Source organism: Streptomyces zhaozhouensis (genome assembly GCF_900230195.1).
Lineage (GTDB): Bacteria > Actinomycetota > Actinomycetes > Streptomycetales > Streptomycetaceae > Streptomyces > Streptomyces zhaozhouensis.
In genome coordinates, this window is record NZ_OCNE01000001.1 from 127064 (window position 1) to 153219 (window position 26156).

Below are 26156 nucleotides of genomic sequence, written 5' to 3' on the forward strand. Positions count from 1 at the left end.
TGTGCGACATCAGCGATCGAAGAGCTTCCGCCCGCCCTGGGGGGCGGAGGGAGCCTGGGGCGTGTTGGGCGGGCCCCGGCCGGCGTTCCGCCGGTGGACGAGGTCCGCACATACGCCGTCACTTTAGTCGCCCTGGTCCGCCGTCCCGCCCCGGGGGTGCCGTGTTGGCGCACCGGCCGCGGATCATGGGCCGCGCGGAGCCGGGAAGAGGCGCCCGGCGCACGGCCGGACGGGGCGGAAGCGCTTCCGCCGAACTAACCCCCGGCGGCCAGGAAACGGCGCGTTGGCCAGAGGTAGGCTCGACTCGGCCGGGTGAACCGCGGCCGCCGCCGGGCGGGTACCGCGAAGTCACCAGCTACGCATCGCCGGAGAGGAGCCCTGACGCAGGGTGAGCAGCAAGCCGACGACCTCAGACCTCGAATGGACCGAACTGGACCAACGGGCCGTTGACACCGCCCGCGTCCTGGCCATGGACTCCGTGCAGAAGGTCGGCAACGGCCATCCCGGCACGGCCATGAGTCTGGCCCCCGCCGCCTATCTGCTCTTCCAGAAGCTGATGCGGCACGACCCGACCTCCCCCGACTGGGCCGGCAGGGACCGCTTCGTGCTGTCCGTCGGCCACTCCAGCCTGACCCTCTACGTCCAGCTCTACCTGGCGGGCTACGGCCTGGAGCTCGACGACCTGAAGTCCTTCCGCACGTGGGGCTCCCGTACCCCGGGGCACCCCGAGTACGGCCACACGGTCGGCGTGGAGACCACCACGGGCCCGCTGGGCCAGGGCGTGGCCAACGCGGTGGGCATGGCGATGGCCGCCCGCTACGAGCGCGGCCTGTTCGACCCGGAGGCCGAGCCGGGCACCTCCCCGTTCGACCACACCGTCTGGGTCATCGCGGGTGACGGGGACCTCCAGGAGGGCGTCGCCGCCGAGGCCGCCTCGCTCGCGGGGCACCAGCGCCTGGGGAACCTGGTGCTGCTCTACGACGACAACCACATCTCCATCGAGGGCGACACCCAGACCGCGTTCTCCGAGGACGTGCTGGCCCGCTTCGAGTCCTACGGCTGGGACGTGCGGCGGGTCGCGCCGCAGGAGAGCGGCGACCTGGACCCGGCCGCGCTGCACGCGGCGTTCCAGGGCGCGCGGGAGGTCACCGACCGGCCGTCGATCATCGCGGCCCGTTCGATCATCGCCTGGCCGGCGCCGCACGCGCAGAACACGGAGGCCGCGCACGGCTCCGCGCTCGGCGCCGAGGAGGTCGCCGCCACCAAGAAGGTGCTGGGCTTCGACCCGGAGGCCGACTTCGCCGTCGCGCCCGAGGTGCTCGCGCACGCCAGGGAGGCCGTGGAGCGCGGCCAGACCGCCCGCGCCGAGTGGGAGAAGCGCCTCGTCGGCTGGCGGGAGGCCAACCCGGAGCGCGCCGCCCTCTTCGACCGGGTGCGTGCCGGCGAGCTGCCGGACGGCTGGGAGAAGGCGCTGCCCTCGTTCGACGCCGGCGGCGACGTCGCCACCCGCAAGGCGTCCGGCCAGGTCCTCAAGGGCCTGGGCGCGGTGCTGCCCGAGCTGTGGGGCGGCTCCGCCGACCTCGCCGGCTCGAACAACACCACGATCGACGCCTCCTCCTCGTTCCTCCCGGCGGACAACCCGCTCGGCGAGGCCGACCCGTACGGCCGCACGGTGCACTTCGGCATCCGCGAGCACGCGATGGGCGCGGCGATGAACGGCGTCGCGCTGCACGGGAACACCCGGATCTACGGCGGCACCTTCCTGGTCTTCTCCGACTACATGCGCCCCGCGGTGCGGCTGGCCGCCCTGATGCGGCTGCCGGTCACCTACGTCTGGACGCACGACTCGATCGGCCTCGGCGAGGACGGCCCGACCCACCAGCCGGTCGAGCACCTGGCGGCGCTGCGCGCCATCCCCGGGCTGAACGTGGTCCGCCCGGCCGACGCCAACGAGACGGCCCTCGCCTGGCGGGAGATCCTGCGCCGGCACTCCTCGGCCCCCGCCCCGCACGGGCTGGCGCTGACCCGGCAGAACGTCCCGGTCTACGCGGTCAACGAGGACACCGTCAGGGGCGGCTACGTCCACACCGAGGCCGAGGGCGGCGCGGCCCGCGTCATCCTGATCGGCACCGGCTCCGAGGTGCACCTGGCGCTGGCCGCCAGGGAGGCGCTCCAGGCCGAGGGGGTGCCCACTCGGGTGGTGTCGATGCCCTGCGCCGAGTGGTTCGAGGAGCAGGACCAGGCGTACCGGGATCATGTGCTGTTGCCCGAGGTGCACGCCAGGGTCGCGGTCGAGGCCGGCGTCGGTCTCTCCTGGCACCGTTACGTCGGTCAGGCGGGTCGGGTGGTCTCGCTGGAGCACTTCGGCGCTTCGGCCGACTACCGGACCCTCTACCGGGAGTTCGGTATCACCCCGGAGGCCGTCGCCCAGGCGGCGCGGGAATCCCTGTCCGCGGCCGAGCGCTGACATCGACACACACGACAGCAGGAGACGCGAAATTCCATGACCGACGCACTGAAGCGCCTCTCCGAGGAGGGTGTCGCGATCTGGCTGGACGACCTGTCCCGCAAGCGGATCTCGTCCGGCGACCTCGCCGAGCTGCTCGACCAGCAGCACGTGGTGGGGGTGACCACCAACCCGACGATCTTCCAGAAGGCCATCTCGCACGGTGACGGCTACGAGGAGCAGCTGACCGACCTCGCGACCCGCCGCGTCACGGTCGAGGAGGCCGTGCGCATGATCACCACCGCCGACGTGCGGGACGCGGCCGACGTGCTGCGCCCCGTGCACGAGGCGACCGGCGGCCAGGACGGCCGGGTCTCCATCGAGGTGGACCCGCGCCTGGCGCACAACACCCGCGCGACCGTGGCCGAGGCCAAGCAGCTGGCCTGGCTGGTGGACCGGCCCAACACGTTCATCAAGATCCCGGCGACCAGGGCCGGGCTGCCCGCGATCACCGAGACCGTCGCGCGCGGCATCAGCGTCAACGTCACGCTGATCTTCTCGCTGGAGCGCTACCGCGAGGTGATGGACGCCTACCAGAAGGGCCTGGAGCAGGCGAAGGCCAAGGGCCTGGAGCTGGACCAGATCTACTCGGTGGCGTCGTTCTTCGTCTCCCGGGTGGACACCGAGATCGACAAGCGCCTGGACGCCGTCGGCACCCCCGAGGCCACCGCGCTGCGCGGCAAGGCGGCCGTGGCCAACGCCCGGCTCGCCTACCAGGCGTTCGAGGAGGTCGTCGCCGCCGACCGCTGGCAGGCGCTGGAGCGCGCCGGGGCCAACGTGCAGCGCCCGCTGTGGGCCTCCACCGGCGTGAAGGACCCGAACTACCCGGACACCCTCTACGTCACCGAGCTGGTCGCCCCGGGCACCGTCAACACCATGCCGGAGGACACCCTCAAGGCGACCGAGGACCACGGTGAGATCACCGGGAACACGGTCGCCGGCACCTACGAGCAGGCGCGCGCCGACCTGGACGCGCTGGCCGGCGTCGGCGTCGACTACGACGACGTGGTGCGCGTGCTGGAGGACGAGGGCGTGGAGAAGTTCGAGAAGGCGTGGGTCGGTCTGCTGGAGTCCACCAAGGCGGAGCTGGAGCGCCTGGTGGGCGAGGAGGGTTGAGCCGCCGGTGAGCGGAATCGGGAACCACACAAACCCGCTACGCGACGCCCAGGACCGCCGACTGCCCCGCATCGCGGGGCCGTCGGGTCTGGTCATCTTCGGGGTCACCGGTGACCTCTCCCGCAAGAAGCTGATGCCCGCCGTCTACGACCTGTCCAACCGCGGGCTGCTGCCGCCGGGCTTCTCCCTGGTCGGGTTCGCCCGCAGGGACTGGGCGGACGAGGACTTCGCCCGGGTCGTGCACGACTCGGTCAAGCAGCACGCCAGGACCCCGTTCCGCGAGGAGGTCTGGCGGCAGTTGGCCGAGGGGATGCGCTTCGTCCAGGGGACGTTCGACGACGACGAGGCGTTCACCCGGCTGCGCGGCACCATCGAGGAGTTGGACAAGGCGCGGGGCACCGGGGGGAACTTCGCGTTCTACCTCTCCGTCCCGCCGAAGTACTTCCCCACAGTGGTCCGGCAGTTGAAGAAGCACCGGCTCTCCGAGGCGCCGGGCGACAGCTGGCGGCGGGCGGTCATCGAGAAGCCCTTCGGGCACGACCTGGCCTCGGCGCAGGAGCTGAACCGGGTGGTGCACGACGTCTTCCCGGCGCACGAGGTGTTCCGGATCGACCACTACCTCGGCAAGGAGACGGTCCAGAACATCCTGGCCCTGCGCTTCGCCAACACCATGTTCGAGCCGCTGTGGAACCGCTCGTTCGTGGATCATGTCCAGATCACGATGGCCGAGGACATCGGCATCGGCGGCCGGGCCGGCTACTACGACGGCATCGGCTCCGCCAGGGACGTCATCCAGAACCACCTGCTGCAACTGCTGGCGCTGACGGCGATGGAGGAGCCCTCCTCGTTCGACGCGGACACCCTGGTCACCGAGAAGCTCAAGGTGTTGAACGCCGTGAACCTCCCGGAGGACCTGGGCCTGCACACGGTGCGCGGACAGTACGCGGCCGGCTGGCAGGGCGGCGAGAAGGTCGCCGGCTACCTGGAGGAGGACGGCATCGACCCGGCCTCCGTCACGGACACCTACGCGGCGATAAAGCTGGAGATCGACAACCGCCGCTGGGCGGGCGTCCCGTTCTACCTGCGGACCGGCAAGCGGCTCGGCCGGCGGGTGACGGAGATCGCGGTCGTCTTCCAGCGCGCGCCGTACTCCCCGTTCAACACGACGGACACCCAGGAGCTGGGACGCAACGCCCTGGTCATCCGGGTGCAGCCGGACGAGGGGATCACGGTCCGCTTCGGCTCGAAGGTGCCCGGCACGCAGATGGAGATCAGGGACGTCACGATGGACTTCGCCTACGGCGAGTCCTTCACGGAGTCCAGCCCCGAGGCGTACGAACGGCTGCTGCTCGACCTGCTGCTGGGCGACGCCAACCTCTTCCCCCGGCACCAGGAGGTCGAGCGCTCCTGGGAGATCCTCGACCCGGTGGAGGAGTTCTGGGCGAGCCACGGCAAGCCCGAGCCGTACACCGCCGGCACCTGGGGCCCCAAGGCGGCGGACGACATGCTGGCGCGCGACGGACGGAGCTGGCGGCGGCCATGAACATCGATCTCACGGACACCACGTCGAGCCAGATCAACGCCACGCTGGTGCGGGCCCGCAGGACCACGGGCTCGCCGGCCGTCGGCATGGTGCTGACCATGGTCATCGTGACCGACGAGGGCAACCACTACGACGCGCTGAAGGCCGCCAACGAGGCGTCCAAGGAGCACCCGTCGCGGACCCTGGTCGTCATCAGGCGGCCGGCCCGCTCCGCGCGCGAACGGGCGGCCTCCGCCCGGCTCGACGCGGAGGTGCGGGTCGGCGGGGACACCGGCATCGGGGAGACGGTGCTGCTGCGGCTGCACGGCGAGTTGGCCGGGCACGCGCACAGCGCCGTGCTGCCGCTGCTGCTGCCGGACGCGCCGGTGGTGGTGTGGTGGCCCGACGAGGCGCCGACGCACCCGTCGAACGACCCGCTGGGCGCGTTGGCCCAGCGGCGGATCACGGACGCGGCGGCGACCGAGGACCCCTCGGCCGAGCTGGCCACGCGGGCCGACGTCTACTCGCCCGGCGACACGGACCTGGCGTGGACCCGGATCACCCCGTGGCGCAGCGTGCTGGCGGCGGCGCTGGACCAGACGCACTCCACGGTCACGGCCGCCGAGGTCGAGGGCGAGGAGCACAACCCGAGCACCGACCTGCTGGCGTACTGGCTCGGCCGCCGGCTGGGCGTGCCGGTGACCAGGACGGCGGCCCAGGGGCCGGGGATCACGGCCGTGCGGCTGACCGTCGAGGACGGCGAGATCTGCCTGGACCGGCCCGACGGTTCCATGGCGACCCTGGCCGTGCCGGGGCAGCCCAACCGGCATGTGGCGCTCAACCGCAGGGACACCTCGGAGCTGCTGGCCGAGGAGCTGCGCCGGCTCGACCCGGACGAGGCGTACGAGGAGGCGATCCGGGCGGGCCGCGAGATCACGCTGGTCACGGCGGGCGCCCCGGGCGAGGCCGGCTCGTGACCGCGCCGCGGCTGCTGGTCCACCGCGACCAGCGGCTGATGGCCGAGGCCACGGCGGCGCGGCTGATCACCGTGGTCCAGGACGCGCAGGCCACGCGCGGCTCGGCGTCCGTGGTGCTGACCGGGGGGCGGAACGGCAACGGCCTGCTGGCCGCGCTGGCCGCCGCCCCGGCCAGGGACGCCGTCGACTGGTCGCGGATCGACCTGTGGTGGGGGGACGAGCGCTTCCTGCCCTCCGGCGATCCCGAGCGCAACCACACGCAGGCCGCCGGGGCGCTGCTGGACGCCGTGCCGGTGGAGCCGGGGCGGGTCCATGTGATGCCGGCCTCGGACGGGCCCTACGGCGAGGACGCCGAGGCGGCGGCCGAGGCGTACGCCGCCGAGCTGGCCGGGGCCACCGACCCGTTCGACGTCGTGCTGCTGGGCGTCGGGCCCGACGGCCATGTGGCCTCTCTCTTCCCCGGGCTGCCCGGGGTGCGGGAGGCGGACGCGACGGTGGTGGCGGTGCGCGAGGCGCCGAAGCCGCCGCCGACCCGGCTGAGCCTGACCCTGCCGGCGATCAACGCGGCCCGGCAGGTCTGGCTGCTGGCCGCCGGCGCCGACAAGGCGAAGGCGGCGGCCGCCGCCCTGTCCGCCACCGCCCCGGAGGCGACGCCCGCCGCCGGGGTCCGGGGTACCGACCGCACGCTGCTGCTGGTCGACCAGGCCGCGGCGGCCGAGCTGCCCCCGGCGGCCGCGGCCGGCTGACGCGACCGGGACCGCCGGGGGCGTCGCTCACCTGCCGCGCAGCGCGCGGTAGCGGGCGACCAACCCGGCGGTCGACGCGTCGAGTCCCGGCACCTCGGCGCCCTCGGTGAGCGCGGGCTCGACCCGCTTGGCGAGCACCTTGCCCAGCTCGACGCCCCACTGGTCGAACGAGTCGATGTCCCACACCGCGCCCTGCACGAAGACCTTGTGCTCGTAGAGCGCGACCAGCTGTCCCAGGACCGAGGGGGACAGCTCGTCGGCGAGGATCGTGGTCGTCGGCCGGTCGCCGGGGAACGTCCGGTGCGGCACCAGCTCCTCGGCCACCCCCTCGGCACGCACCTCGTCCGGGGTCTTGCCGAACGCCAGCGCCTGCCCCTGCGCGAAGAGGTTGGCCATCAGCAGGTCGTGCTGGTCGGCGAGGGCGGGCGCCAGCTCGGCGACCGGGCGGGCGAACCCGATCAGGTCCGCCGGGATCAGCTTGGTGCCCTGGTGCAGCAGCTGGTAGTACGCGTGCTGCCCGTTGGTGCCCGGCGTGCCCCAGACGACCGGCCCCGTCTGCCAGGTGACGGGCCGTCCCGACCGGTCCACACGCTTGCCGTTGGACTCCATGTCCAGCTGCTGGAGATACGCGGTGAACTGCGAGAGGTAGTGGCTGTAGGGCAGCACGGCGTGCGACTGGGCGTCGAAGAACGCGCCGTACCAGACCCCCAGCAGACCGAGCAGCAGGGGCGCGTTCTCCTCGGCGGGCGCCGTGCGGAAGTGCTCGTCCATCAGCCGGAAGCCGTCCAGCATCTCCCGGAAGCGCTCGGGGCCGATGGCGATCAGCAGCGAGAGCCCGATGGCCGAGTCGTAGGAGTAACGGCCGCCGACCCAGTCCCAGAACTCGAACATGTTGGCCGTGTCGATGCCGAACGCCGCGACCTTCTCCGCGTTGGTCGACACCGCGACGAAGTGCCGGGCCACCGCCGCCTGGTCCCCGCCGAGCCCGTCGAGCAGCCACTGGCGGGCGGAGGTCGCGTTGGTGATGGTCTCGATGGTGGTGAAGGTCTTGGAGGCGACGATGAACAGCGTCGTCGCCGGGTCCAGGTCGCGGACCGCCTCGTGCAGGTCGGAGCCGTCCACGTTGGAGACGAAGCGGAAGTCCAACTCCCGGGCGGTGAACGGCAGCAGCGCCTCGTAGGCCATCGCGGGGCCCAGGTCGGAGCCGCCGATGCCGATGTTGACCACCGTCTCGATCCGCTGCCCGGTGTGCCCCCGCCAGGCGCCGGAGCGCACCCGCTCGGCGAAGTCCGACAGCCGCGCCAGCACCGCGTGGACGGCGGGGACGACGTTCTCGCCGTCCACCTCGACCACCGCGTCCGCGGGCGCGCGCAGCGCGGTGTGCAGCACCGCCCGGTCCTCCGTGACGTTGATCCGCTCGCCGCGGAACATCGCCTCGCGCAGCCCCGCCACGTCCGTGGCCCTCGCCAACTCCCGCAGCAGGCGCAGCGTCTCGTCGGTCACCAGCTGCTTGGAGTAGTCCAGGTAGAGCCCGCCGACCGCGAGACCGAGCCGCTCGGCCCGCTCCGGGTCCCGGTCGAACAGCTCCCGGAGACTCACCTCGCCCAGCGCGCGCCGGTGTACGGCCAGCGCCTCCCACTCGGGCAGTTGATCGAGCCTGACCCGGCCACCTTCAGTCATCTTCGCCTCGGCTATCCCTTGTGCCTACGTCGGGACCGACCCTAGTCGATCGGGGATCACCCGCCGGGCGGTGGACCGTTCACCGGGACACGGAACGGGCCCGGCTCCCGACCTGGTCGGTCGGGGGCCGGGCCCGTGTGCCGAGGACTCGTGTGCTCAGATCTCGCCGCGCAGCTTGGCGAGCGCCTCGGCGAGGATGGCCTCGCCGTCCGCGTCGCTGCGCCGCTCGCGGACGTAGGCCAGATGCGTCTTGTAGGGCTCGGTCCGGGGTGGGTCCGGCGGAGCGTCGCGCTCGGTGCCTGCCGGGAAACCACAACGAGGACAGTCCCAGCTGTCCGGGATCTGCGCGTCGCTGGCGAAGCTGGGCTGTGTCTCGTGCCCGTTCGCGCACCAGAAGGAGACCCTCAGCCGAGGCGCGGTCTCCCCGCGCTCGGCCTCACCCATGGGCCCCGCCCCGACCCGGCTGCCCCGGATCGCGTTGCCACCTGCCACGGTCGTTACTCCCTGCCTGCCATTCTGCGAAGTCCTCAGTCTATGCAAGGCTCAACGCACGTCCAGTGCCGGGAGTTACTGACTTATGACTTCATGAGCAGACCGAGAACCACCACGATCGCGGCCCAGACGAGGCCGACGACGACGGTGATCCGGTCGAGGTTCCGCTCGGCGACCGAGGAACCGCCGACGGAGGACTGCATCCCTCCGCCGAACATGTCGGAGAGGCCGCCGCCCTTGCCCTTGTGCATCAGCACGAGAAGCGCCAACAGGGCGCTGACGACGATCAGGGCGATCTGGAACGCCGTTTCCACGACTGGACCAACTCTCTGCAACGACGGACGACTGGCATGACCCGGGCGTGTGTCCGGGAGCCGAGACGGCCCGGCGCGCGGGGGCGTCGGGTTTCGGCTCCCGGACAGGGTACCGCTATGACGGCGCACGGCCCCAGGGGCTACGGGACCGGGCTGACGGGCGGCGGCCTACTGGTCGCGGAAGCGGACGATCTTGACGAACTCGTCCGTGTCCAGCGCCGCACCACCGACCAGGGCGCCGTCCACGTCCGGCTGGGACATGATCGCGGCGACGTTGCCCGACTTGACCGAACCGCCGTACTGGATGCGGACCCCGTCGGCCAGCTGGCCGTCGTACAGCTCGGCGAGGCGGGCCCGGATCGCGGCGCAGACCTCCTGCGCGTCGTCCGGGGTGGCCACCTCCCCGGTGCCGATGGCCCACACCGGCTCGTAGGCGATGACGATGCTGGCGGCGTCCTCGGCCGGCAGGTCCTTCAGGGCCCCGTCGAGCTGGGCCAGGGTGTGCGGCACCTGGGCGCCGGCCTTGCGGACGTCCAGCGGCTCGCCCACGCAGAGGATGGGGGTGATGCCGTGCCGGTAGGCCGCCCTGACCTTGGCGTTGCAGACCTCCTCGTTCTCCCCGTGGTACTGCCGGCGCTCGGAGTGGCCGACGACCGCGTAGGAGCAGTTGAGCTTGGCCAGCATCGCGCCCGAGATCTCACCGGTGTAGGCGCCGGAGTCGAAGGGCGAGATGTCCTGCGCGCCGTACCTGATCTTCAGCTTGTCGCCGTCGACCAGGGTCTGCACCGAGCGCAGGTCGGTGAACGGCGGCAGCACGGCCACCTCGACCTCTTCGAAGTCCTTGTCCGAGAGGCCGAAGGCGAGCTTCTGCACGTGGGCGATGGCCTCAAGGTGGTTGAGGTTCATCTTCCAGTTGCCCGCCATCAGCGGAGTGCGCTGACTCACGCGCCCGCCCCTTTCCTGTCTGCCGTGGAGGCAGCGGAGCCCGCCGCCGTGGTGGATGGTCCCGGCGCGCCCGCGCGGCCGGGGGTGGTGTCGCCGCTCCGGGACATCAGTCCTCCAGTGCGGCCAGGCCCGGGAGGGTCTTGCCCTCCAGGTACTCCAGGCTGGCGCCGCCGCCGGTGGAGATGTGGCCGAAGCCGTTCTCGTCCAGGCCGAGGAGCCGGACGGCCGCGGCCGAGTCGCCGCCGCCGACGACCGTGAAGGCGGGGCTGTCGATCAGCGCCTGGGCCACGGCCCTGGTGCCCTCGGCGAAGTCGGGGTGCTCGAAGACACCCATCGGTCCGTTCCAGAAGACGGTCGAGGCGTCGGCCACCTTGGCGGCGAACAGCTCCTGGGTGCGCGGGCCGATGTCCAGGCCCTGGAGGCCGGCGGGGATGGCGTCGGCGGCCAGCTCGACCGGTCCGGCCGGCGCCTTGGTACCCAGGTCGGGGAACTCCTTGGCCGCGACCACGTCGACGGGCAGGACGAACTCCACGCCCTTCTCCTCGGCGCGGCGCAGATACTCCCGGACGGCCGGGATCTGGTCGGCCTGGAGCAGGGAGTCGCCGACCTCGTGGCCCTGCGCGGCGAGGAAGGTGTACGCCATGCCGCCGCCGATCAGGATGCGGTCGGCGCGCTCCAGAAGGTGGTCGATGACGCCCAGCTTGTCGGAGACCTTGGCGCCGCCGAGCACCACCGCGTACGGGCGCTCGACCTCGTCGGTCAGCTGCTTCAGGACGCCGACCTCGGTGGCGATCAGCCCGCCGGCGGCGTGCGGCAGCCGGGCCGGCAGGTCGAAGACGGAGGCGTGCTTGCGGTGCACGGCGCCGAAGCCGTCGCCGACGTAGGCGTCGGCCAGCGCGGCCAACTGGTCGGCGAAGGCGCCGCGCTCGGCGTCGTCCTTGGACGTCTCGCCCGCGTTGAAGCGCAGGTTCTCGAGCAGCGCGAGCTGCCCGTCGGCCAGCGCGGCGACGGTCTCACGGGCGCTGTCGCCGACCGTGTCGGTGGCGAACGCGACGTCCTGGCCGAGGAGTTCGCCCAGCCGGCGGGCGACGGGGGCCAGCGAGAACGCCGGGTCGGGCGCGCCCTTGGGGCGGCCGAGGTGCGAGGCGACGACGACCGCGGCGCCCGCGTCGAGCAGCCGGCGGATGGTCGGCACGGCGGCACGGATGCGGCCGTCGTCGGTGATGGCCCCGCCGGAGAGCGGGACGTTGAGGTCGGCGCGGACGAACACCCGCCGTCCGGCGACCGCGAGGTCGTCAATGGTCTTCATCTGGTCTGGTCTCCTTGAGGCTCTCGGTTGACCCGCTCCGTCTCCGCGTGGCGGAGCGCGCGCCGGGCACGCGCGAGGGCCCGCCCAGCGCAGTGCGCGCTCGGCGGGCCCCCTGGCCGTGACGTGGAGTCAGGGCCTTCGGTCGGCGCTGCGCTCACCCGCGGGTCAGAGCCGCTCGCCCACGTAGACGGTGAGGTCGACCAGACGGTTGGAGTAGCCCCACTCGTTGTCGTACCAGCCGACGATCTTGACCTGGTTGCCCTGGACCATCGTCAGCGAGGCGTCGAAGATGCAGGAGGCCGGCCAGTTGACGATGTCCGAGGAGACGATCTGGTCCTCGGTGTAGTCCAGGACGCCCTTGAGCTGGCCCTCGGCGGCGGTCTTGAACGCCGCGTTGACCTCCTCCTTGGTGACCTCGCGGTCGAGGTCGACCACCAGGTCGGTCACCGAGCCGGTCGGCACCGGGACGCGCAGCGAGATGCCGTCCAGCTTGCCCTTGAGCTGCGGCAGCACCAGGGCGGTGGCCTTGGCGGCACCGGTGGTGGTCGGGATGACGTTGACCGCGGCGGCGCGGGCGCGGCGCAGGTCCTTGTGCGGGAAGTCCAGGATCCGCTGGTCGTTGGTGTAGGCGTGGACCGTGGTCATCATGCCCTTGACGATGCCGAAGCTCTCGTCCAGGACCTTGGCCATGGGGGCCACGCAGTTGGTGGTGCAGGAGGCGTTGGAGATGACCTCGTGCGCCGCCGGGTCGTACTTGTCCTCGTTGACACCGACGACGACGGTGACGTCCTCGTTCTTCGCCGGGGCGGAGATGAGGACCTTCTTGGCGCCGGCGGCGAGGTGCTTGGCGGCGTCCTCGCGCTTGGTGAAGATGCCGGTGGACTCGATCACGATGTCGGCACCCAGCTCGGCCCAGGGCAGGTTCGCCGGGTCGCGCTCGGCATAGGTCCTGAAGGTCTGGTCGCCGACCGTGATGCTGTCGTCGGTGTGGCTGACCGGCTGCTTGAGGCGGCCGAGGACGCTGTCGTACTTCAGCAGATGCACCAGGGTGGCGTTGTCGGTCAGGTCGTTGACACCGACGATCTGGACATCCGCTCCCTGATCAAGGAGCGCGCGGAAGTAGTTGCGACCGATACGGCCAAAGCCGTTGATTCCTACGCGGATCGTCACGAACCGATCTCCTCGTTGGTACGCCGGTGAGGCTGCCACCGACGATGCTGTATGGGATGTCCCCGACCGCTTCCGACCCTACCGCGCCCGGGTGTCACCGGTGACATCGGCCAGCCGTGTTCAGGCCCCGGACACCGGCGCCACACCGGGGCGCGCGGTGGCGTTCAGCCGACCATCTCCTCGGTGAGGCTGGACTCGGTGCCGGGGACGCCCAGGTCCTGTGCCCGCTTGTCCGCCATCGCCAGCAGCCGGCGGATGCGCCCGGCGACGGCGTCCTTGGTGAGCGGCGGGTCGGCGAGCGCGCCCAGCTCCTCCAGCGACGCCTGCTTGTGCTCCATCCGCAGCCGGCCGGCGGCGGCCAGGTGCTCCGGCACCTCGTCGCCGAGGATCTCCAGCGCGCGCTGCACGCGGGCGCCGGCGGCCACCGCGGCGCGGGCGGAACGGCGGAGGTTGGCGTCGTCGAAGTTGGCCAGGCGGTTGGCCGTCGCCTTCACCTCCCGCCGCATCCGGCGCTCCTCCCAGGCGAGCACCGACTCGTGCGCGCCGAGCCGCGTCAACAGGGCGGCGATCGCGTCACCGTCCCGGACGACGACCCGGTCAACGCTGCGCACCTCGCGCGCCTTGGCGCCGATCTGGAGCCTCCGCGCGGCACCCACCAGCGCGAGGGCGGCCTCGGGCCCGGGGCAGGTGACCTCCAGGGAGGAGGAACGTCCCGGCTCGGTCAGCGAACCGTGCGCCAGGAAGGCTCCGCGCCAGGCGGCCTCCGCGTCGCAGGTGGCCCCCGAGACCACCTGGGGCGGCAGGCCGCGGATCGGCCGGCCCCGGCCGTCGACGAGGCCGGTCTGCCTGGCCAGTTGGTCGCCGCCCGCGACCACCCTGACCACGTAGCGGCTGCCCCTGCGCAGCCCGCCGGGAGCCATCACCACCAGGTCCGACGAGTGCCCGAAGATCTCGAGAATGTCCCGGCGGAGCCGCCGGGCGGCGATGCCGGTGTCCAGCTCCGCCTCGATCACGATCCGCCCGCTGACGAGGTGGAGGCCACCCGCGAAGCGCAGGATCGACGACACCTCGGACTTGCGGCAGCAGGTGCGGGTGACGGGAAGACGCGAGATCTCGTCCTTCACCGCAGCCGTCATCGCCATGGGCCGATCCTTCCATGCATCCGAAAAACACGGTCATACGCGGCTGCCAGAAGCTCGGGATCGTGCCGGGCCGAGCCGGCGCCGGGACCGGAACCAGCGTTCGCGGCCACCGGGGCCAACACCACCTCGGCCCCCAGTCGCTCGGCGGCGGCCCTGCTCAGGCTCTCCCCGTCGGGGACGGCGGCCCGATCGGCCAGCACCACGTCAAAGGCGAGTTTAGGGGCGTGTTGTACCAAAACCTCCACATGACGCTGCGGTGAGAAGCCATCAGTTTCGCCCGGTTGGGGCGCCAGGTTGAGCGAGAGGACCCTGCGCGCCTTGGTGCTGACCAGCGCGTCCAGCAACTCGGGCACCAGCAGGTGGGGGATGACGGAGGAGAACCACGAACCGGGGCCGAGAACCACCCAGTCGGCGTCCAGCACGGCGGCCACCGCCTCCGGCACGGCCGGCGGATCGCTGGGCACCAGCATCACCTCGCGGACCTCGCCCGGCGTCAACGCGACGGACGCCTGCCCGCGCACCCGTGACAACTCCTCGGGCCGCGCCGGGTCGTGGCCGAGCACGGACGCCTCCAGCGCCAACGGCACCGCGGACATCGGCAACACCCGGCCGTGCGCGCCCAGCAGCTTGCCGACCAGGTCGAGAGCGCCGACGTGGTCGCCCAACTGCTCCCAGAGCGCGACGATCAGCAGATTGCCCACGGCGTGGTCGTGCAGCTCGCCCTCGCTCTGGAAGCGGTGCTGGATCACCTCCGACCAGGTGCGGCCCCACTCGTCGTCCCCGCAGAGCGCGGCCAGCGCCTTGCGCAGGTCGCCGGGGGGCAGCACGCCCAACTCGTCCCGGAGCCGGCCGCTCGACCCGCCGTCGTCGGCGACCGTGACCACGGCGGTGAGGTCGCCCGTGATCCGCCGCAGCGCGGTGAGCGAGGCGGAGAGCCCCATGCCGCCGCCCAGCGCCACGACCTTGGGCTGCGCGCCCCGGCGGACGCCGCGCAGCGTGCGCCCCGCGCGCCGGCCGACGGACGGGGCTCCCGCCGCGCGCCTTGCTCCCTTCCGTGGCATCGGCTACTCGCGTCCCATGTCCCGGTGGACGATCACCGTCTCCACTCCCTCCGCCGCCAGCCGGCGCGCCAGCCGCTCGGACATCGCCACGCTGCGGTGCTTGCCGCCGGTGCAGCCGACGGCGATGGTCACGTAACGCTTGCCCTCGCGCCGGTAGCCGGCGGCCACCAGCTGGAGCAGCTCGGCGTACCGGTCGAGGAACTCCTTGGCGCCCGGCTGGTTGAAGACGTAGCCGGACACCTCCTCGCTGGTCCCCGTGTAGGGGCGCAGCTCGGGAACCCAGTGCGGGTTGGGCAGGAAGCGGCAGTCCACGACGTGGTCGGCGTCCACCGGCAGGCCGTACTTGTAGCCGAAGGACATGACGGTGGCCCGCAGCTCGGGCTCGTCTCCCCCGGCGAACTGGGCGTCCATCTTGGCGCGCAGCTCGTGGACGTTCAGGTTGGAGGTGTCGATCACCAGGTCGGCGTCGCCGCGCAGCTCCCGCAGCAGGTCGCGCTCGGCCGCGATGCCGTCGACGATCCGGCCGTCGCCCTGGAGCGGGTGCGGCCTGCGGACCGACTCGAAGCGCTGGACCAGCGCGTTGTCGGATGCCTCCAGGAAGACGATGCGCCGGGTGACGCCCTTGGTCTCCAGGTCGTTCAACGACTCCCGCAGGCTGTCGAAGAAGCCGCGCCCCCGCACGTCCACGACCACGGCGATCCGCGCGACGTTCCCCTGGGAACGGGCGCCGAGGTCGACCATGGTCGGGATCAGGGCCGGCGGCAGGTTGTCCACCACGAACCAGCCCAGGTCCTCCAGGCACTTGGCCGCGGTGGAGCGGCCCGCGCCCGACATCCCGGAGATGATCACCAGCTCGGGGGTGCTCGTCGCCTCCTCGCCCACGGGCGGGGTGGTGGGTTCCTCTGCTCTGCTCTGTTCGCTCATGTCGCTCAATCCCCCGCCTGTCCTTCGGTGACGTGTGTGGGTCGTGGTCGCTGGCCTCTTCCGCGCTCGCTCAGTCCTCGACGATCTCACCGGTGGCCGTGTTGACCGCGGGTGCGGCCTGGGCCTGGCCGGCGAGGGCCGCCGCGACCGTCTCGGCGGTCCTGCGGCCTATGCCGGGCACCTCGCTGATCTCCTCGACCGTGGCGGCGCGGAGCCGCTTGACCGAGCCGAAGTGCTTGAGCAGCGCCTTCTTGCGGGTCTCCCCGAGACCGGGAATGGCGTCGAGGGGACCCTTCCTTATCGATTGTGACCGCTTTCCGCGCTGGTAGCGGATCGCGAAGCGGTGCGCCTCGTCCCTGACCCGCTGGAGCAGGTAGAGCCCCTCGCTGGTGCGGGGCAGGATCACCGGATCGTCCTCGCCGGGGAGCCAGACCTCCTCCAGGCGTTTGGCCAGGCCGCAGACGGCCACGTCGTCGACGCCCAGCTCGTCCATCGCCCGCCGGGCCGCCGCCACCTGCGGCTGGCCGCCGTCCACCACGACCAGCTGCGGCGGGTACGCGAAGCGCCTGGGCCGGCCGTCCTCCTCGGTCGGGCCGACGCGGACGTCGGCGGCCTCCTCGCCGCCCTCCTCCACGGCCCACTCCCCGGTGCGCTCGCGCTCCCGCAGATAGCGGCGGAAGCGGCGGGAGACCACCTCGTGCATCGCCCGGACGTCGTCCTGCCCGGCGAAGCTCTTGATCTGGAAGCGGCGGTACTCGCTCTTGCGCGCCAGCCCGTCCTCGAAGACGACCATGGACGCCACGACGTCGTCCCCCTGGAGATGGGAGATGTCGAAGCACTCCACCCGCAGCGGCGCGGAGTCGAGGCCGAGGTGCTCGGCGATCTCCTCCAGGGCGCGGGAGCGGGTGGTGAGGTCGGAGGCGCGCTTGGTCTTGTGCAGGGTGAGCGCCTGCTGCGCGTTGCGCGCCACGGTCGTCATCAGGTCGCGCTTGTCGCCGCGCTGGGGCACGCGCAGGCTGACCCGGGAGCCGCGGCGCTCGGTGAGCCAGTCGGCGACCGGCTCAGGCGGCTGGGGCAGCGCCGGCACCAGCACCTCGCGCGGCACGCTCTCACCGCTCTCCTCGCCGTACAGCTGCTGGAGGGCGCTCTCGACCAGCTCGCCGGCCGTGACGTCGGCCACCCGGTCGGTCACCCAGCCGCGCTGCCCCCGGACCCGGCCGCCGCGCACGTGGAAGATCTGCACCGCCGCCTCCAGCTCGTCCTCGGCGAGGGCGATCAGGTCGGCGTCGGTGGCGTCGGCGAGCACCACCGCGCTCTTCTCCATGGCGCGGCGCAGCGCCTCGATGTCGTCCCGCAGCCGGCCGGCCCGCTCGTACTCCAGGGCCTCGGCGGCCTCCCCCATCTCCTGCTCCAGCCGGCGCAGGTAGGTGCCGGTGCGGCCGGCCATGAAGTCGCAGAACTCCTCGGCGAGCGCCCGGTGGTCCTCGGGGCTGATCCGGCCGGTGCAGGGGGCGGCGCACTTGTCGATGTACCCCAGGAGGCAGGGGCGGCCGATGGCCTGCGCGCGCTTGAAGACGCCGGCCGAGCAGGTGCGGACGGGGAAGACGCGCAGCAGCAGGTCGACCGTCTCGCGGATGGCCCAGGCGTGGGCGTAGGGGCCGAAGTACCGCACGCCCCTGCGCTTGGCGCCGCGCAGCACCTGGACGCGGGGGAACTCCTCGTTCATCGTGACCGCGAGTGAGGGATAGCTCTTGTCGTCGCGGTACTTGACGTTGAATCGGGGGTCGTACTCCTTGATCCAGGAGTACTCCAGCTGGAGCGCCTCGACCTCGGTGGAGACCACCGTCCACTCGACGGAGGCGGCGGTGGTCACCATCGTGGCCGTGCGGGGGTGCAGGCCCGAGAGATCCTGGAAGTACGAGGAGAGGCGCTGCCGGAGGCTCTTGGCCTTCCCCACGTAGATCACCCTGCGGTGCTCGTCGCGGAACCGGTAGACGCCGGGCGAGTCGGGGATCTCACCCGGCCTCGGGCGGTAGCTGGAAGGATCGGCCATGGCGGCAACCCTACTGCCGCCCACTGACAGTGAGCGCACCACACAGGGTGAGCGTGGTGGCCCGGCCGCCGGCTACCAGCCGCGCTCGCGCCACTCCGCCAGGTGCGGCCGCTCGGCACCGAGGGTGGTGTCCGCGCCGTGGCCCGGGTAGACCCAGGTCTCGTCCGGGAGTTGGGCGAAGAGCTTGCCCTCCACGTCGGCCAGCAGACGGGTGAAGGCCGCCGAGTCGCCGAAGGTGTTGCCCACGCCGCCGGGAAAGAGGCTGTCGCCGGTGAGGAGATGGGGGTGGCCCTCGGGGTCGTCGTAGACGAGCGCGACGGAGCCGGGCGTGTGGCCCACGAGATGACGGGCCGTGAGGCGGCAGCGGCCGACGGCGATCTGGTCGCCGTCGTCCACCGGCACCTCGGTGGGCACCGGGATGCCCTCGGCGTCGTGGCGGCCGGCGTACGTGCGCGCGCCGGTCGCGGCGACCACCTCGGCGAGGGCGCCCCAGTGGTCGCCGTGGCGGTGGGTGGTCACGACGCCGACGAGCCCGTCCGGGCCGACCAGCTCCACCAGCGCGGGCGCGTCCGCCGCCGCGTCGACCAGCAACTGGTCGCCGGTCGCGCGGCAGCGCAGCAGATAGGCGTTGTTCTCCATGGGGCCGACGGCGATCTTGGTGATCACCAGGTGGGTCAACTCGTGCACGTCGGGGGGTCCGCCGACCGTCACGTCTCCGGTGTACGCCATGCCCGGCAGTCTCTCAGACGGCACCGACAGCGCGGCGTCCCGCTACAGCGCCGGCGGCGTGGGCAGCGGCTCGGCCGAGGTCAGGCCGCTGCCCGGGGTGCGGCCGCTGAGCCAGCCGACCAGCGCGGCCGGCGTGCCCACCACCCGGCGCGGCTCACCCCCGGTGGCGCCGGTGCGCCAGCTGCGCCCGTCCTCCGCGCGCAGCTCGACGGCGGGCAGGTCGGGGTGGCCGGTGTAGCGGGCGGCCAGGTAGTCGACGGCGCGGTCGAGGAAGGCGCCGGGGAGGTCGGCGACGGTGGGCCCGGCGTCCAGGTCGATCCGGTGGAGCTCCACCTCGACCCAGCGGCGGAACGGGAGGCCGGCGGCGCGGTCGGTCACGCCGTTGCGCAGGGTGACGGGGCGCTCCCAGCCGGCCTCGTCGAGGGCCCGCGCGGTGGCCAGGAACCGGGCGGAGCTGTCGCGCAGGTCGGCCAGGTGCTCGGCGGGCGGGCGCCCGGCGCCGTGGGCGATCGCGTCGTCCCTGGCCTGGTCGCTGGGGTACATGGGGCGGCCGTGGAGCACGTCGTTGAGGGCGTCGGCGTTCCGGGCGAGGTGGGCCAGCACATGGCCGCGCGTCCAGCCGGGGAGCCGGGAGGGTGCGGCGAGCGCGGCCTCGTCGAGGCCGGCGGCGGTGCGCAGGAGGCGGTCGGTGGCGTCCTCGACGGCGGCCAGGTCGGCAACGGCTCGGATCATGGCACGCACCCTAGTCCGCCTCCGCGCTCGTGCCACTCCATCGGGTGAATCCGGCGCGATCTCGCCGGGAAACGGCCGGCAATCGAACGCGCGTGCTATAGGCTGCGAGGCGGTCCTCGGGCGTTCGGCGACGATTGTCAGAGGTGCCCCATACCCTGGAACGGGTCGCTCGCGGAGAGCGCGGGCGTTCCCGATCTACCAACGAAAGGTGCCATCCGGCGTGGCCGACCGACTCATCGTTCGTGGCGCTCGCGAGCACAACCTCCGGAATGTCTCGCTCGACCTGCCCCGCGACTCGCTCATCGTCTTCACCGGGCTGTCGGGTTCTGGCAAGTCCTCGCTCGCCTTCGACACGATCTTCGCCGAGGGCCAGCGGCGCTACGTCGAGTCGCTGTCCGCGTACGCGCGGCAGTTCCTGGGCCAGATGGACAAGCCGGACGTGGACTTCATCGAGGGCCTGTCCCCCGCGGTCTCCATCGACCAGAAGTCCACCTCGCGCAACCCGCGCTCCACCGTGGGCACCATCACGGAGGTCTACGACTACCTCCGGCTCCTCTTCGCGAGGATCGGCAAGCCGCACTGCCCGGAGTGCGGCCGGCCCATCGCCCGGCAGTCGCCGCAGGCCATCGTGGACAAGGTGCTCGGGCTGGCCGAGGGCAGCAGGTTCCAGGTGCTCTCGCCGCTGGTGCGCGAGCGCAAGGGGGAGTTCGTCGACCTCTTCGCCGACCTCCAGACCAAGGGCTACAGCCGCGCCCGGGTGGACGGGGCCACGATCCAGCTGGCCGACCCGCCCAAGCTGAAGAAGCAGGAGAAGCACACCATCGAGGTGGTGGTGGACCGGCTGACGGTGAAGGACAGCGCCAAGCGCCGGCTGACGGACTCGGTGGAGACGGCCCTCGGCCTCTCCGGCGGGATGGTCGTCCTCGACTTCGTCGACCTCCCCGAGGACGACCCGCAGCGGGAGCGGATGTACTCGGAGCACCTCTACTGCCCGTACGACGACCTCTCGTTCGAGGAGCTGGAGCCCCGCTCCTTCTCGTTCAACTCGCCGTTCGGCGCCTGCCCGGAGTGCACCGGGATCGGGACGCGGATGGAGGTGGACCCGGAGCTGATCATCCCCGACCCGGAGAAGACGCTGGAGGAGGGGGCGATCCACCCCTGGTCGCACGGGCACACCAAGGGCTATTTCAACCTGCTGATCGGCGCCCTCGGGGACGCGCTGAGCTTCCGCACGGACGTGCCGTGGGAGGGGCTGCCGCAGCGCGCCAAGAAGGCCCTGCTCAACGGGCACAAGACCAAGATCGAGGTCCGCTACGAGAACCGCCACGGGCAGGAGCGGGCCTACACCACGGCCTTCGAGGGCGTGCTGCCGTTCATCCGCAGGCGCCACGCGGAGGCCGAGACGGACTCCGGCCGTGAGCGCTTCGAGGGGTACATGCGCGAGGTGCCGTGCCCGGCCTGCCAGGGCACCCGGCTGAAGCCGCTGGTGCTGGCGGTCACCGTGCAGGGGCGCTCCATCGCCGAGGTGGCGGGGATGTCGATCAGCGAGTGCGCCGAGTTCCTCGGGCGGATGGAGCTGACCGCGCGCGAGCGGACCATCGCCGAGCGGGTACTCAAGGAGGTCAACGAGCGGCTGCGGTTCCTGGTCGACGTCGGCCTCGACTACCTCTCGCTCAACCGCGCGGCCGGCTCGCTCTCCGGCGGCGAGGCCCAGCGCATCCGGCTGGCCACGCAGATCGGCTCCGGCCTCGTCGGCGTGCTCTACGTGCTCGACGAGCCGTCGATCGGCCTCCACCAGCGGGACAACCACCGGCTGATCGAGACCCTGGTCCGCCTCCGTGACCTGGGGAACACGCTGATCGTCGTCGAGCACGACGAGGACACCATCAAGACGGCGGACTGGGTGGTCGACATCGGCCCCGGCGCCGGCGAGCACGGTGGCCAGGTCGTCCACAGCGGCACCCTGTCGGGCCTGCTGACCAACAAGGACTCCCTCACCGGGCAGTACCTGGCCGGCGCCCGCACCATCCCGCTGCCCGCCCAGCGGCGCCCGGTGGACCAGGAGCGGATGCTCACGGTCCACGGCGCCCGGGAGCACAACCTGCGCGGGATCGACGTCAGCTTCCCCGTGGGGCTGCTGACCGCCGTCACCGGCGTCTCGGGCTCGGGGAAGTCCACGCTGGTCAACGACATCCTCTACACCCATCTCGCCCGCGAGCTGAACGGCGCCAAGGCGGTCCCCGGGCGGCACACCCGGGTCACCGGGGACGACCTGGTCGACAAGGTGGTCCATGTCGACCAGTCCCCCATCGGCCGCACCCCCCGCTCCAACCCGGCGACGTACACCGGCGTCTTCGACCACGTCCGGCGGCTCTTCGCCGAGACGATGGAGGCCAAGGTCCGCGGGTACCAGCCGGGCCGCTTCTCGTTCAACGTCAAGGGCGGTCGCTGTGAGAACTGCTCGGGTGACGGCACCATCAAGATCGAGATGAACTTCCTGCCCGACGTCTACGTGCCCTGTGAGGTCTGCCACGGCGCCCGGTACAACCGGGAGACCCTGGAGGTGCACTACAAGGGCAAGTCCATCGCCGAGGTGCTGGACATGCCGATCGAGGAGGCGCTGGACTTCTTCGCCGCCGTGCCGGCGATCGCCCGCCACCTGCGCACACTCAACGACGTGGGGCTCGGCTATGTCCGCCTCGGCCAGCCGGCGCCGACGCTCTCGGGCGGCGAGGCGCAGCGGGTCAAGCTCGCCTCCGAGCTCCAGAAGCGCTCCACCGGCAGCACGGTCTACGTGCTGGACGAGCCCACCACCGGGCTGCACTTCGAGGACATCCGCAAGCTGATCACGGTCCTCTCCGACCTGGTGGACAAGGGCAACACGGTGGTGGTCATCGAGCACAACCTCGACGTGATCAAGACCGCCGACTGGGTGCTGGACATGGGCCCGGAGGGCGGCGGGGGCGGCGGCCAGCTGATCGCCGAGGGCACCCCGGAGCAGGTCGCCGCCGTGCCGGCGAGCCACACGGGCAAGTTCCTGCGGGAGATCCTGGGGGACGCGGTGAGCGACGCCGCCCCGGCCGCCTCCCGACGGAAGTCCCCCTCCCGGAAGGCCACGGCGGGCGACGCCCCCGCCAAGCCGGCGAGAAAGCGAGCCGCCGCCAAACGCTGACGGGCGTTTTGTTCTCCCCAAGTTCCCGACGAACCCCTGGCACCGAGTCAACTCCCTTGGAACGCTGAGCCGCCGGCGCACACCCGCGCCACCAGGCACGCGTTTCACAGGGAGTTGACTTGCCAGGATCCACGGGGCGACGCGCACGGCGTGCCCCCTCACTGATCGCGGCGGGCGTCGCCTGCGCCCTGACCGGCGGAGCGCTGATCACCCCGGCGCACGCGGCACCCGTCGCGTCCGTCGCCTCGGCCCCCTCGGGGATCGTCGAGGGCGACGGGTTCGAACTCTCGCGCAACGAGCAGCCGTTGGCCCCGGGCGCCGAGCTGACCAGCTACCACCGCATGGAGTCCGACAAGTGGCTCAGCGCCCACGCGCTGAGCCTGGACCTCACCGCCGACCTGCGCGTCGACTATCTCGCCCCGGAGCATGTCGCCGACGCGGCACCGGTGAGCGAGCTGGTCGCCGACCACGACCCGGGCGAGGGCAGGACCACGGTCGCGGCGCTCAACGCCGACTTCTTCGACATCGGGGCGACCGAGGCGCCGCTCGGCCCCGGGCTCGCCGAGGGCGAGCTGGTCCACGGCTCGGCCGGCGGCCCCACGGAGGCCGTCGGGATCTCCCCCGACGGCGCAGGCCGCGTCCTCGACCTCTACTTCGACGGCACCGCCACCCTGCCCGAGGGCGCGGTCGACCTCGCCGGTTTCAACACGCCCGACCTGCCGCCGGGCGGGGTCGGCGTCTACACCTCCGCCTGGGGCGACGCCGACCGCGCGCTGCTGGTCGCCGACGCCGGCGAGAGCACCGAGGTGGTGATCGACGACGGCGAGGTCACCGCCGTCTCCGACAAGCCGGGCGACGGCCCCGTCCCCGAGGACGCCACCGTGCTGCTCGGCCGGGAGCGCGGCGCGCTCGCCCTCGACGGCCTTGAGGTCGGCGACCCGGTGAGCGTGGAGTACGCCCCGGTCGCCGACGACGGCTCCGAGCTGCCGCGCACGGCGGTCGGCGGGCGCGGCCTGCTGGTCGTGGACGGTGAGCCGCAGGACTGGGAGGGGCTGCCCAACAACGACACCGCGCCCCGCACCGCCGTCGGCTTCTCCCGCGACGGGCAGCGGATGTACGTGCTGAGCGTGGAGGGACGCCAGGCGCACTCGGGCGGCACCACGCTCACCGAGCTGGCCTCGATGATGGCCGACCTCGGGGCGTACAGCGCGCTCAACCTCGACGGCGGCGGCTCCAGCACGCTGCTCGCCAGGCTGCCGGGGCGGGACGCGCCCGAACTGGTCAACAGCCCCTCGGACGGCGAGGAGCGCCCGGTGCCCAACGGCCTGGCGATCACCGCCCCCGTGGGCGACGGCGAGCTGTCCGGGCTGCGCGTCGCCCCGACGGCCGACCCCGCCGCGGCCCCCACCGCCGACCCGGTGGCCGGCGGGCATCCGGAACGCGTCTTCCCCGGGCTCACCAGGGAGTTGACGGCCGTCGGCCACGACGACGGCTACGGCCCGGCGGAAGCGGACCCGCGATGGCACTCCTCGCGCCCGCGCGTCGGCACGGTGCGCGACGGCGTCTTCCACGCCAACCGACCGGGAACGGTCGAGGTCACCGCGCGGGAGAGACGGGCGCGCGGGGCGACGGAGCTGACCGTCCTCGGACCGTTGACCGAGATCTCCCCCACCACCCGGCGGCTCGGGCTGGCCGAGCCGGGGGCCGTCTCCTCCTTCGGGGTGCTGGGCGTCGACGCGGCGGGCCACTCGGCGCCCGTGGAGCCGGCGGACGTGCGGCTGGACTACGACTCCTCGCTCTTCACCATCGCGCCCGACCCGGCGCGCGGCGGGTTCACCGTGACCGCCGGCGAGCGGGAGTCGGCCTCGGGGACCGTGACGGTCACGGTCGGCGAGGTCACCACGCGGATGGCGGTGACCGTCGGACTGCGCGAGTCGTCGGTGGCGGACTTCTCCGACGGCGACGGGTGGACCTTCGACCACGCCAGGGCCGACGGCTCGGTGGCGCCGGAGCCGGAAGGTCGGGAGGGCGCCGGGCTGCGGCTGGCGTACGACTTCTCGCTGAGCACGGCCACCCGGGCGGCGTATGTCTACCCGCCGGAGGAGATCCGGGTGCCGGGCCAGCCCTCGCGGTTCACCCTCTGGGTGAGGGGCGACGGGCGGGGCGCGTGGCCCTCGCTCCAACTGCGGGACGCCCGGGGCACCGACCTGGTGCTGCGGTCCGAGCACATCGAGTTCGAGGGGTGGCGGCAGCTGACCTTCGAGGTGCCGGAGGGCACGGCCTACCCCGTCTCGGTCCAGCGCTTCTACCTGGCGGAGACCCGGGGCGACCAGAGCTACGCCAGCGAACTGGTGATCGACGAACTGCGGGCGCTGACGCCCCCCGAGGCGGAACTGCCCGAGGAGCCGCGCGGCGCGGAGCCGTTGATCGACACCGCCGCCGGAACCGACGGGCGGGAGTGGCGGTTCGCGGTGGTCTCGGACGCCCAGTTCGTGGCACGTGACCCGGAGAGCGAGCTGGTCGCCTCGGCCCGTCGCAGCCTGCGTGAGGCGAGGGCCGCCGACCCGGATTTCGTGCTGATCAACGGGGACCTGGTGGACGAGGGCTCGCCCGAGGACCTGGCGTTCGCCCGCGCGGTGCTTGAGGAGGAGCTGGGCGGGGACCTGCCCTGGTACTACGTGCCGGGCAACCACGAGGTGATGGGCGGCTCGATCGACAACTTCCGCGCGGAGTTCGGCGAGACCCAGTTGACGTTCGACCACCGGGGGACGCGTTTCCTCACGCTGGACACGTCGGCGCTGACGCTGCGCGGCGGCGGCTTCGCCCAGGTCAGGGAGTTGCGCGCCCAGTTGGACGCCGCGGCGGACGACCGGTCCGTCCACTCGGTGGTGGTGGTCGGCCATGTGCCGCCGAGGGACACCATGGCCCAGCCGGCGAGTCAGCTCACGGACCGCTGGGAGGCCGCGCTCGTGGAGCGCTGGCTGGCCGACTTCCGCCAGCGCACCGGCAAGGGCGTCCTGCATGTCGGGGGGCACGTCGGCATCTTCGACACCTACCGGGTGGACGGCGTGCCGTATGTGATCAACGGCAACGCGGGCAAGGAGCCGGCCACCGTCCCCGACGAGGGCGGCTTCAACGGCTGGACCCTGGTCGGCGTCGACCCGGTCTCCCGCTCCGAGCAGGCCGAGACCCGGCGGTCGCCCGAGCGCCCCGGCCCTGACTGGCTCTCGGTGCGGACCATGGCGCGGGTCGACGGGCTGTCGCTCGACGCCCCCGGAACGGTGTCGGTGGACGAGACGGCCGCCGCCGGGGCCGTGGTGGTACAGGACGGCGCGGGCGAACGGCGCGAGGTGCCGGTGGGTCCGCTGGTCAGCGCGGACTGGTCGGGCTCGCGCGGGCTGCACGTGGGGCCCGCCGAGGAGGCCGGCCGCCGGGCGGTCGCCGCCTTCGACCCGGCGACCGGCGAGCTGACCGGGCTGCGGCCGGGCGAGGTCGTCCTGGAGGTCGCGGTGAACGGCCAGCAGCGCCGCGCGACGGTCGAGGTGACCCGGCGCTGACCGGCACGC

Annotated in this window: 19 protein-coding genes; 7 read left to right on the forward strand and 12 right to left on the reverse strand. The window is 72.5% G+C overall.

Annotated features, from left to right (window positions below; translation table 11 throughout):
- The first annotated feature begins 388 nt into the window (after positions 1 to 388).
- From tkt to pgl, 5 genes are read left to right on the forward strand one after another with little or no spacing between them, the layout of a single operon-like run.
- The gene (tkt, locus tag CRP51_RS00665; RefSeq protein WP_097228917.1) at positions 389 to 2467 is read left to right on the forward strand and encodes a transketolase; all 2079 of its coding nucleotides are present in this window, start codon (positions 389 to 391) and stop codon (positions 2465 to 2467) included.
- 36 nt (positions 2468 to 2503) lie between these two features.
- The gene (tal, locus tag CRP51_RS00670; protein WP_097228918.1) at positions 2504 to 3622 is read left to right on the forward strand and encodes a transaldolase; all 1119 of its coding nucleotides are present in this window, start codon (positions 2504 to 2506) and stop codon (positions 3620 to 3622) included.
- 16 nt (positions 3623 to 3638) lie between these two features.
- The gene (gene zwf / locus CRP51_RS00675; RefSeq protein WP_097229397.1) at positions 3639 to 5165 is read left to right on the forward strand and encodes a glucose-6-phosphate dehydrogenase; all 1527 of its coding nucleotides are present in this window, start codon (positions 3639 to 3641) and stop codon (positions 5163 to 5165) included.
- Complete coding sequence (opcA, locus tag CRP51_RS00680; protein ID WP_097228919.1) at positions 5162 to 6121, forward strand: glucose-6-phosphate dehydrogenase assembly protein OpcA; 960 nt, start codon at positions 5162 to 5164, stop codon at positions 6119 to 6121. Before zwf ends, opcA begins: the two co-directional genes overlap by 4 nt.
- Positions 6122 to 6159: 38 nt before the next feature.
- A complete protein-coding gene (gene pgl, locus CRP51_RS00685) occupies positions 6160 to 6867 on the forward strand; it encodes a 6-phosphogluconolactonase (RefSeq protein WP_245880331.1) in 708 nt (235 codons plus the stop codon).
- 27 nt (positions 6868 to 6894) lie between these two features.
- Here the strand turns inward: pgl and pgi are convergent, their stop codons facing one another.
- From pgi to CRP51_RS00745, 12 genes are all read right to left on the reverse strand, one after another.
- Positions 6895 to 8547, reverse strand: a complete 1653-nt coding sequence (pgi, locus tag CRP51_RS00690) for a glucose-6-phosphate isomerase (protein ID WP_097228921.1) — start codon at positions 8545 to 8547, stop codon at positions 6895 to 6897.
- A 156-nt stretch (positions 8548 to 8703) separates the two neighbouring features.
- The gene (locus tag CRP51_RS00695; protein WP_097228922.1) at positions 8704 to 9039 is read right to left on the reverse strand and encodes an RNA polymerase-binding protein RbpA; all 336 of its coding nucleotides are present in this window, start codon (positions 9037 to 9039) and stop codon (positions 8704 to 8706) included.
- Between the two features lie 83 nt (positions 9040 to 9122).
- The gene (gene secG / locus CRP51_RS00700) at positions 9123 to 9353 is read right to left on the reverse strand and encodes a preprotein translocase subunit SecG (protein WP_097228923.1); all 231 of its coding nucleotides are present in this window, start codon (positions 9351 to 9353) and stop codon (positions 9123 to 9125) included.
- Positions 9354 to 9521: 168 nt separating this feature from the next.
- Positions 9522 to 10298, reverse strand: a complete 777-nt coding sequence (gene tpiA / locus CRP51_RS00705; RefSeq protein ID WP_097228924.1) for a triose-phosphate isomerase — start codon at positions 10296 to 10298, stop codon at positions 9522 to 9524.
- A gap of 106 nt (positions 10299 to 10404) precedes the next feature.
- Positions 10405 to 11607: a phosphoglycerate kinase gene (locus CRP51_RS00710; RefSeq protein ID WP_097228925.1), complete on the reverse strand. Its 1203-nt coding sequence runs from the start codon at positions 11605 to 11607 to the stop codon at positions 10405 to 10407.
- Positions 11608 to 11772: 165 nt separating this feature from the next.
- Complete coding sequence (gene gap, locus CRP51_RS00715) at positions 11773 to 12777, reverse strand: type I glyceraldehyde-3-phosphate dehydrogenase (RefSeq protein WP_097228926.1); 1005 nt, start codon at positions 12775 to 12777, stop codon at positions 11773 to 11775.
- 164 nt (positions 12778 to 12941) lie between these two features.
- Positions 12942 to 13919, reverse strand: a complete 978-nt coding sequence (gene whiA / locus CRP51_RS00720; RefSeq protein ID WP_097228927.1) for a DNA-binding protein WhiA — start codon at positions 13917 to 13919, stop codon at positions 12942 to 12944.
- Complete coding sequence (locus CRP51_RS00725; protein ID WP_097228928.1) at positions 13910 to 14980, reverse strand: gluconeogenesis factor YvcK family protein; 1071 nt, start codon at positions 14978 to 14980, stop codon at positions 13910 to 13912. The genes whiA and CRP51_RS00725 overlap by 10 nt, the downstream gene beginning before the upstream one ends.
- Positions 14981 to 14983: 3 nt before the next feature.
- The gene (rapZ, locus tag CRP51_RS00730) at positions 14984 to 15904 is read right to left on the reverse strand and encodes an RNase adapter RapZ (protein ID WP_245880289.1); all 921 of its coding nucleotides are present in this window, start codon (positions 15902 to 15904) and stop codon (positions 14984 to 14986) included.
- Positions 15905 to 15974: 70 nt separating this feature from the next.
- Complete coding sequence (uvrC, locus tag CRP51_RS00735; protein ID WP_097228930.1) at positions 15975 to 17957, reverse strand: excinuclease ABC subunit UvrC; 1983 nt, start codon at positions 17955 to 17957, stop codon at positions 15975 to 15977.
- Positions 17958 to 18029: 72 nt separating this feature from the next.
- Positions 18030 to 18686 carry an MBL fold metallo-hydrolase gene (locus tag CRP51_RS00740; RefSeq protein ID WP_097228931.1) on the reverse strand — a complete coding sequence of 219 codons (657 nt, stop codon included), beginning with the start codon at positions 18684 to 18686 and terminating at the stop codon, positions 18030 to 18032.
- A 42-nt stretch (positions 18687 to 18728) separates the two neighbouring features.
- Complete coding sequence (locus tag CRP51_RS00745; RefSeq protein ID WP_097228932.1) at positions 18729 to 19418, reverse strand: maleylpyruvate isomerase family mycothiol-dependent enzyme; 690 nt, start codon at positions 19416 to 19418, stop codon at positions 18729 to 18731.
- A 220-nt stretch (positions 19419 to 19638) separates the two neighbouring features.
- Here CRP51_RS00745 and uvrA point away from each other — a divergent pair, with 220 nt between their 5' ends.
- The gene (uvrA, locus tag CRP51_RS00750; RefSeq protein ID WP_097228933.1) at positions 19639 to 22590 is read left to right on the forward strand and encodes an excinuclease ABC subunit UvrA; all 2952 of its coding nucleotides are present in this window, start codon (positions 19639 to 19641) and stop codon (positions 22588 to 22590) included.
- A 119-nt stretch (positions 22591 to 22709) separates the two neighbouring features.
- On the forward strand, positions 22710 to 26147 hold the full coding sequence (locus CRP51_RS00755) for a phosphodiester glycosidase family protein (protein WP_097228934.1): 3438 nt from the start codon (positions 22710 to 22712) through the stop codon (positions 26145 to 26147).
- The last annotated feature ends 9 nt before the right edge of the window (positions 26148 to 26156 follow it).

Coding starts and splice junctions, on each gene's coding strand:
- CRP51_RS00710 (WP_097228925.1), bottom strand. CDS start 11,607: ATGAAGACCATTGACGACCTCGCGGTCGCCGGACGGCGGGTGTTCGTC.
- CRP51_RS00725 (WP_097228928.1), bottom strand. CDS start 14,980: ATGCCACGGAAGGGAGCAAGGCGCGCGGCGGGAGCCCCGTCCGTCGGC.
- CRP51_RS00745 (WP_097228932.1), bottom strand. CDS start 19,418: ATGATCCGAGCCGTTGCCGACCTGGCCGCCGTCGAGGACGCCACCGAC.
- uvrC (WP_097228930.1), bottom strand. CDS start 17,957: ATGGCCGATCCTTCCAGCTACCGCCCGAGGCCGGGTGAGATCCCCGAC.
- pgi (WP_097228921.1), bottom strand. CDS start 8,547: ATGACTGAAGGTGGCCGGGTCAGGCTCGATCAACTGCCCGAGTGGGAG.
- tal (WP_097228918.1), top strand. CDS start 2,504: ATGACCGACGCACTGAAGCGCCTCTCCGAGGAGGGTGTCGCGATCTGG.
- whiA (WP_097228927.1), bottom strand. CDS start 13,919: ATGGCGATGACGGCTGCGGTGAAGGACGAGATCTCGCGTCTTCCCGTC.
- rapZ (WP_245880289.1), bottom strand. CDS start 15,904: ATGAGCGAACAGAGCAGAGCAGAGGAACCCACCACCCCGCCCGTGGGC.
- opcA (WP_097228919.1), top strand. CDS start 5,162: ATGAACATCGATCTCACGGACACCACGTCGAGCCAGATCAACGCCACG.
- CRP51_RS00740 (WP_097228931.1), bottom strand. CDS start 18,686: ATGGCGTACACCGGAGACGTGACGGTCGGCGGACCCCCCGACGTGCAC.
- pgl (WP_245880331.1), top strand. CDS start 6,160: ATGGCCGAGGCCACGGCGGCGCGGCTGATCACCGTGGTCCAGGACGCG.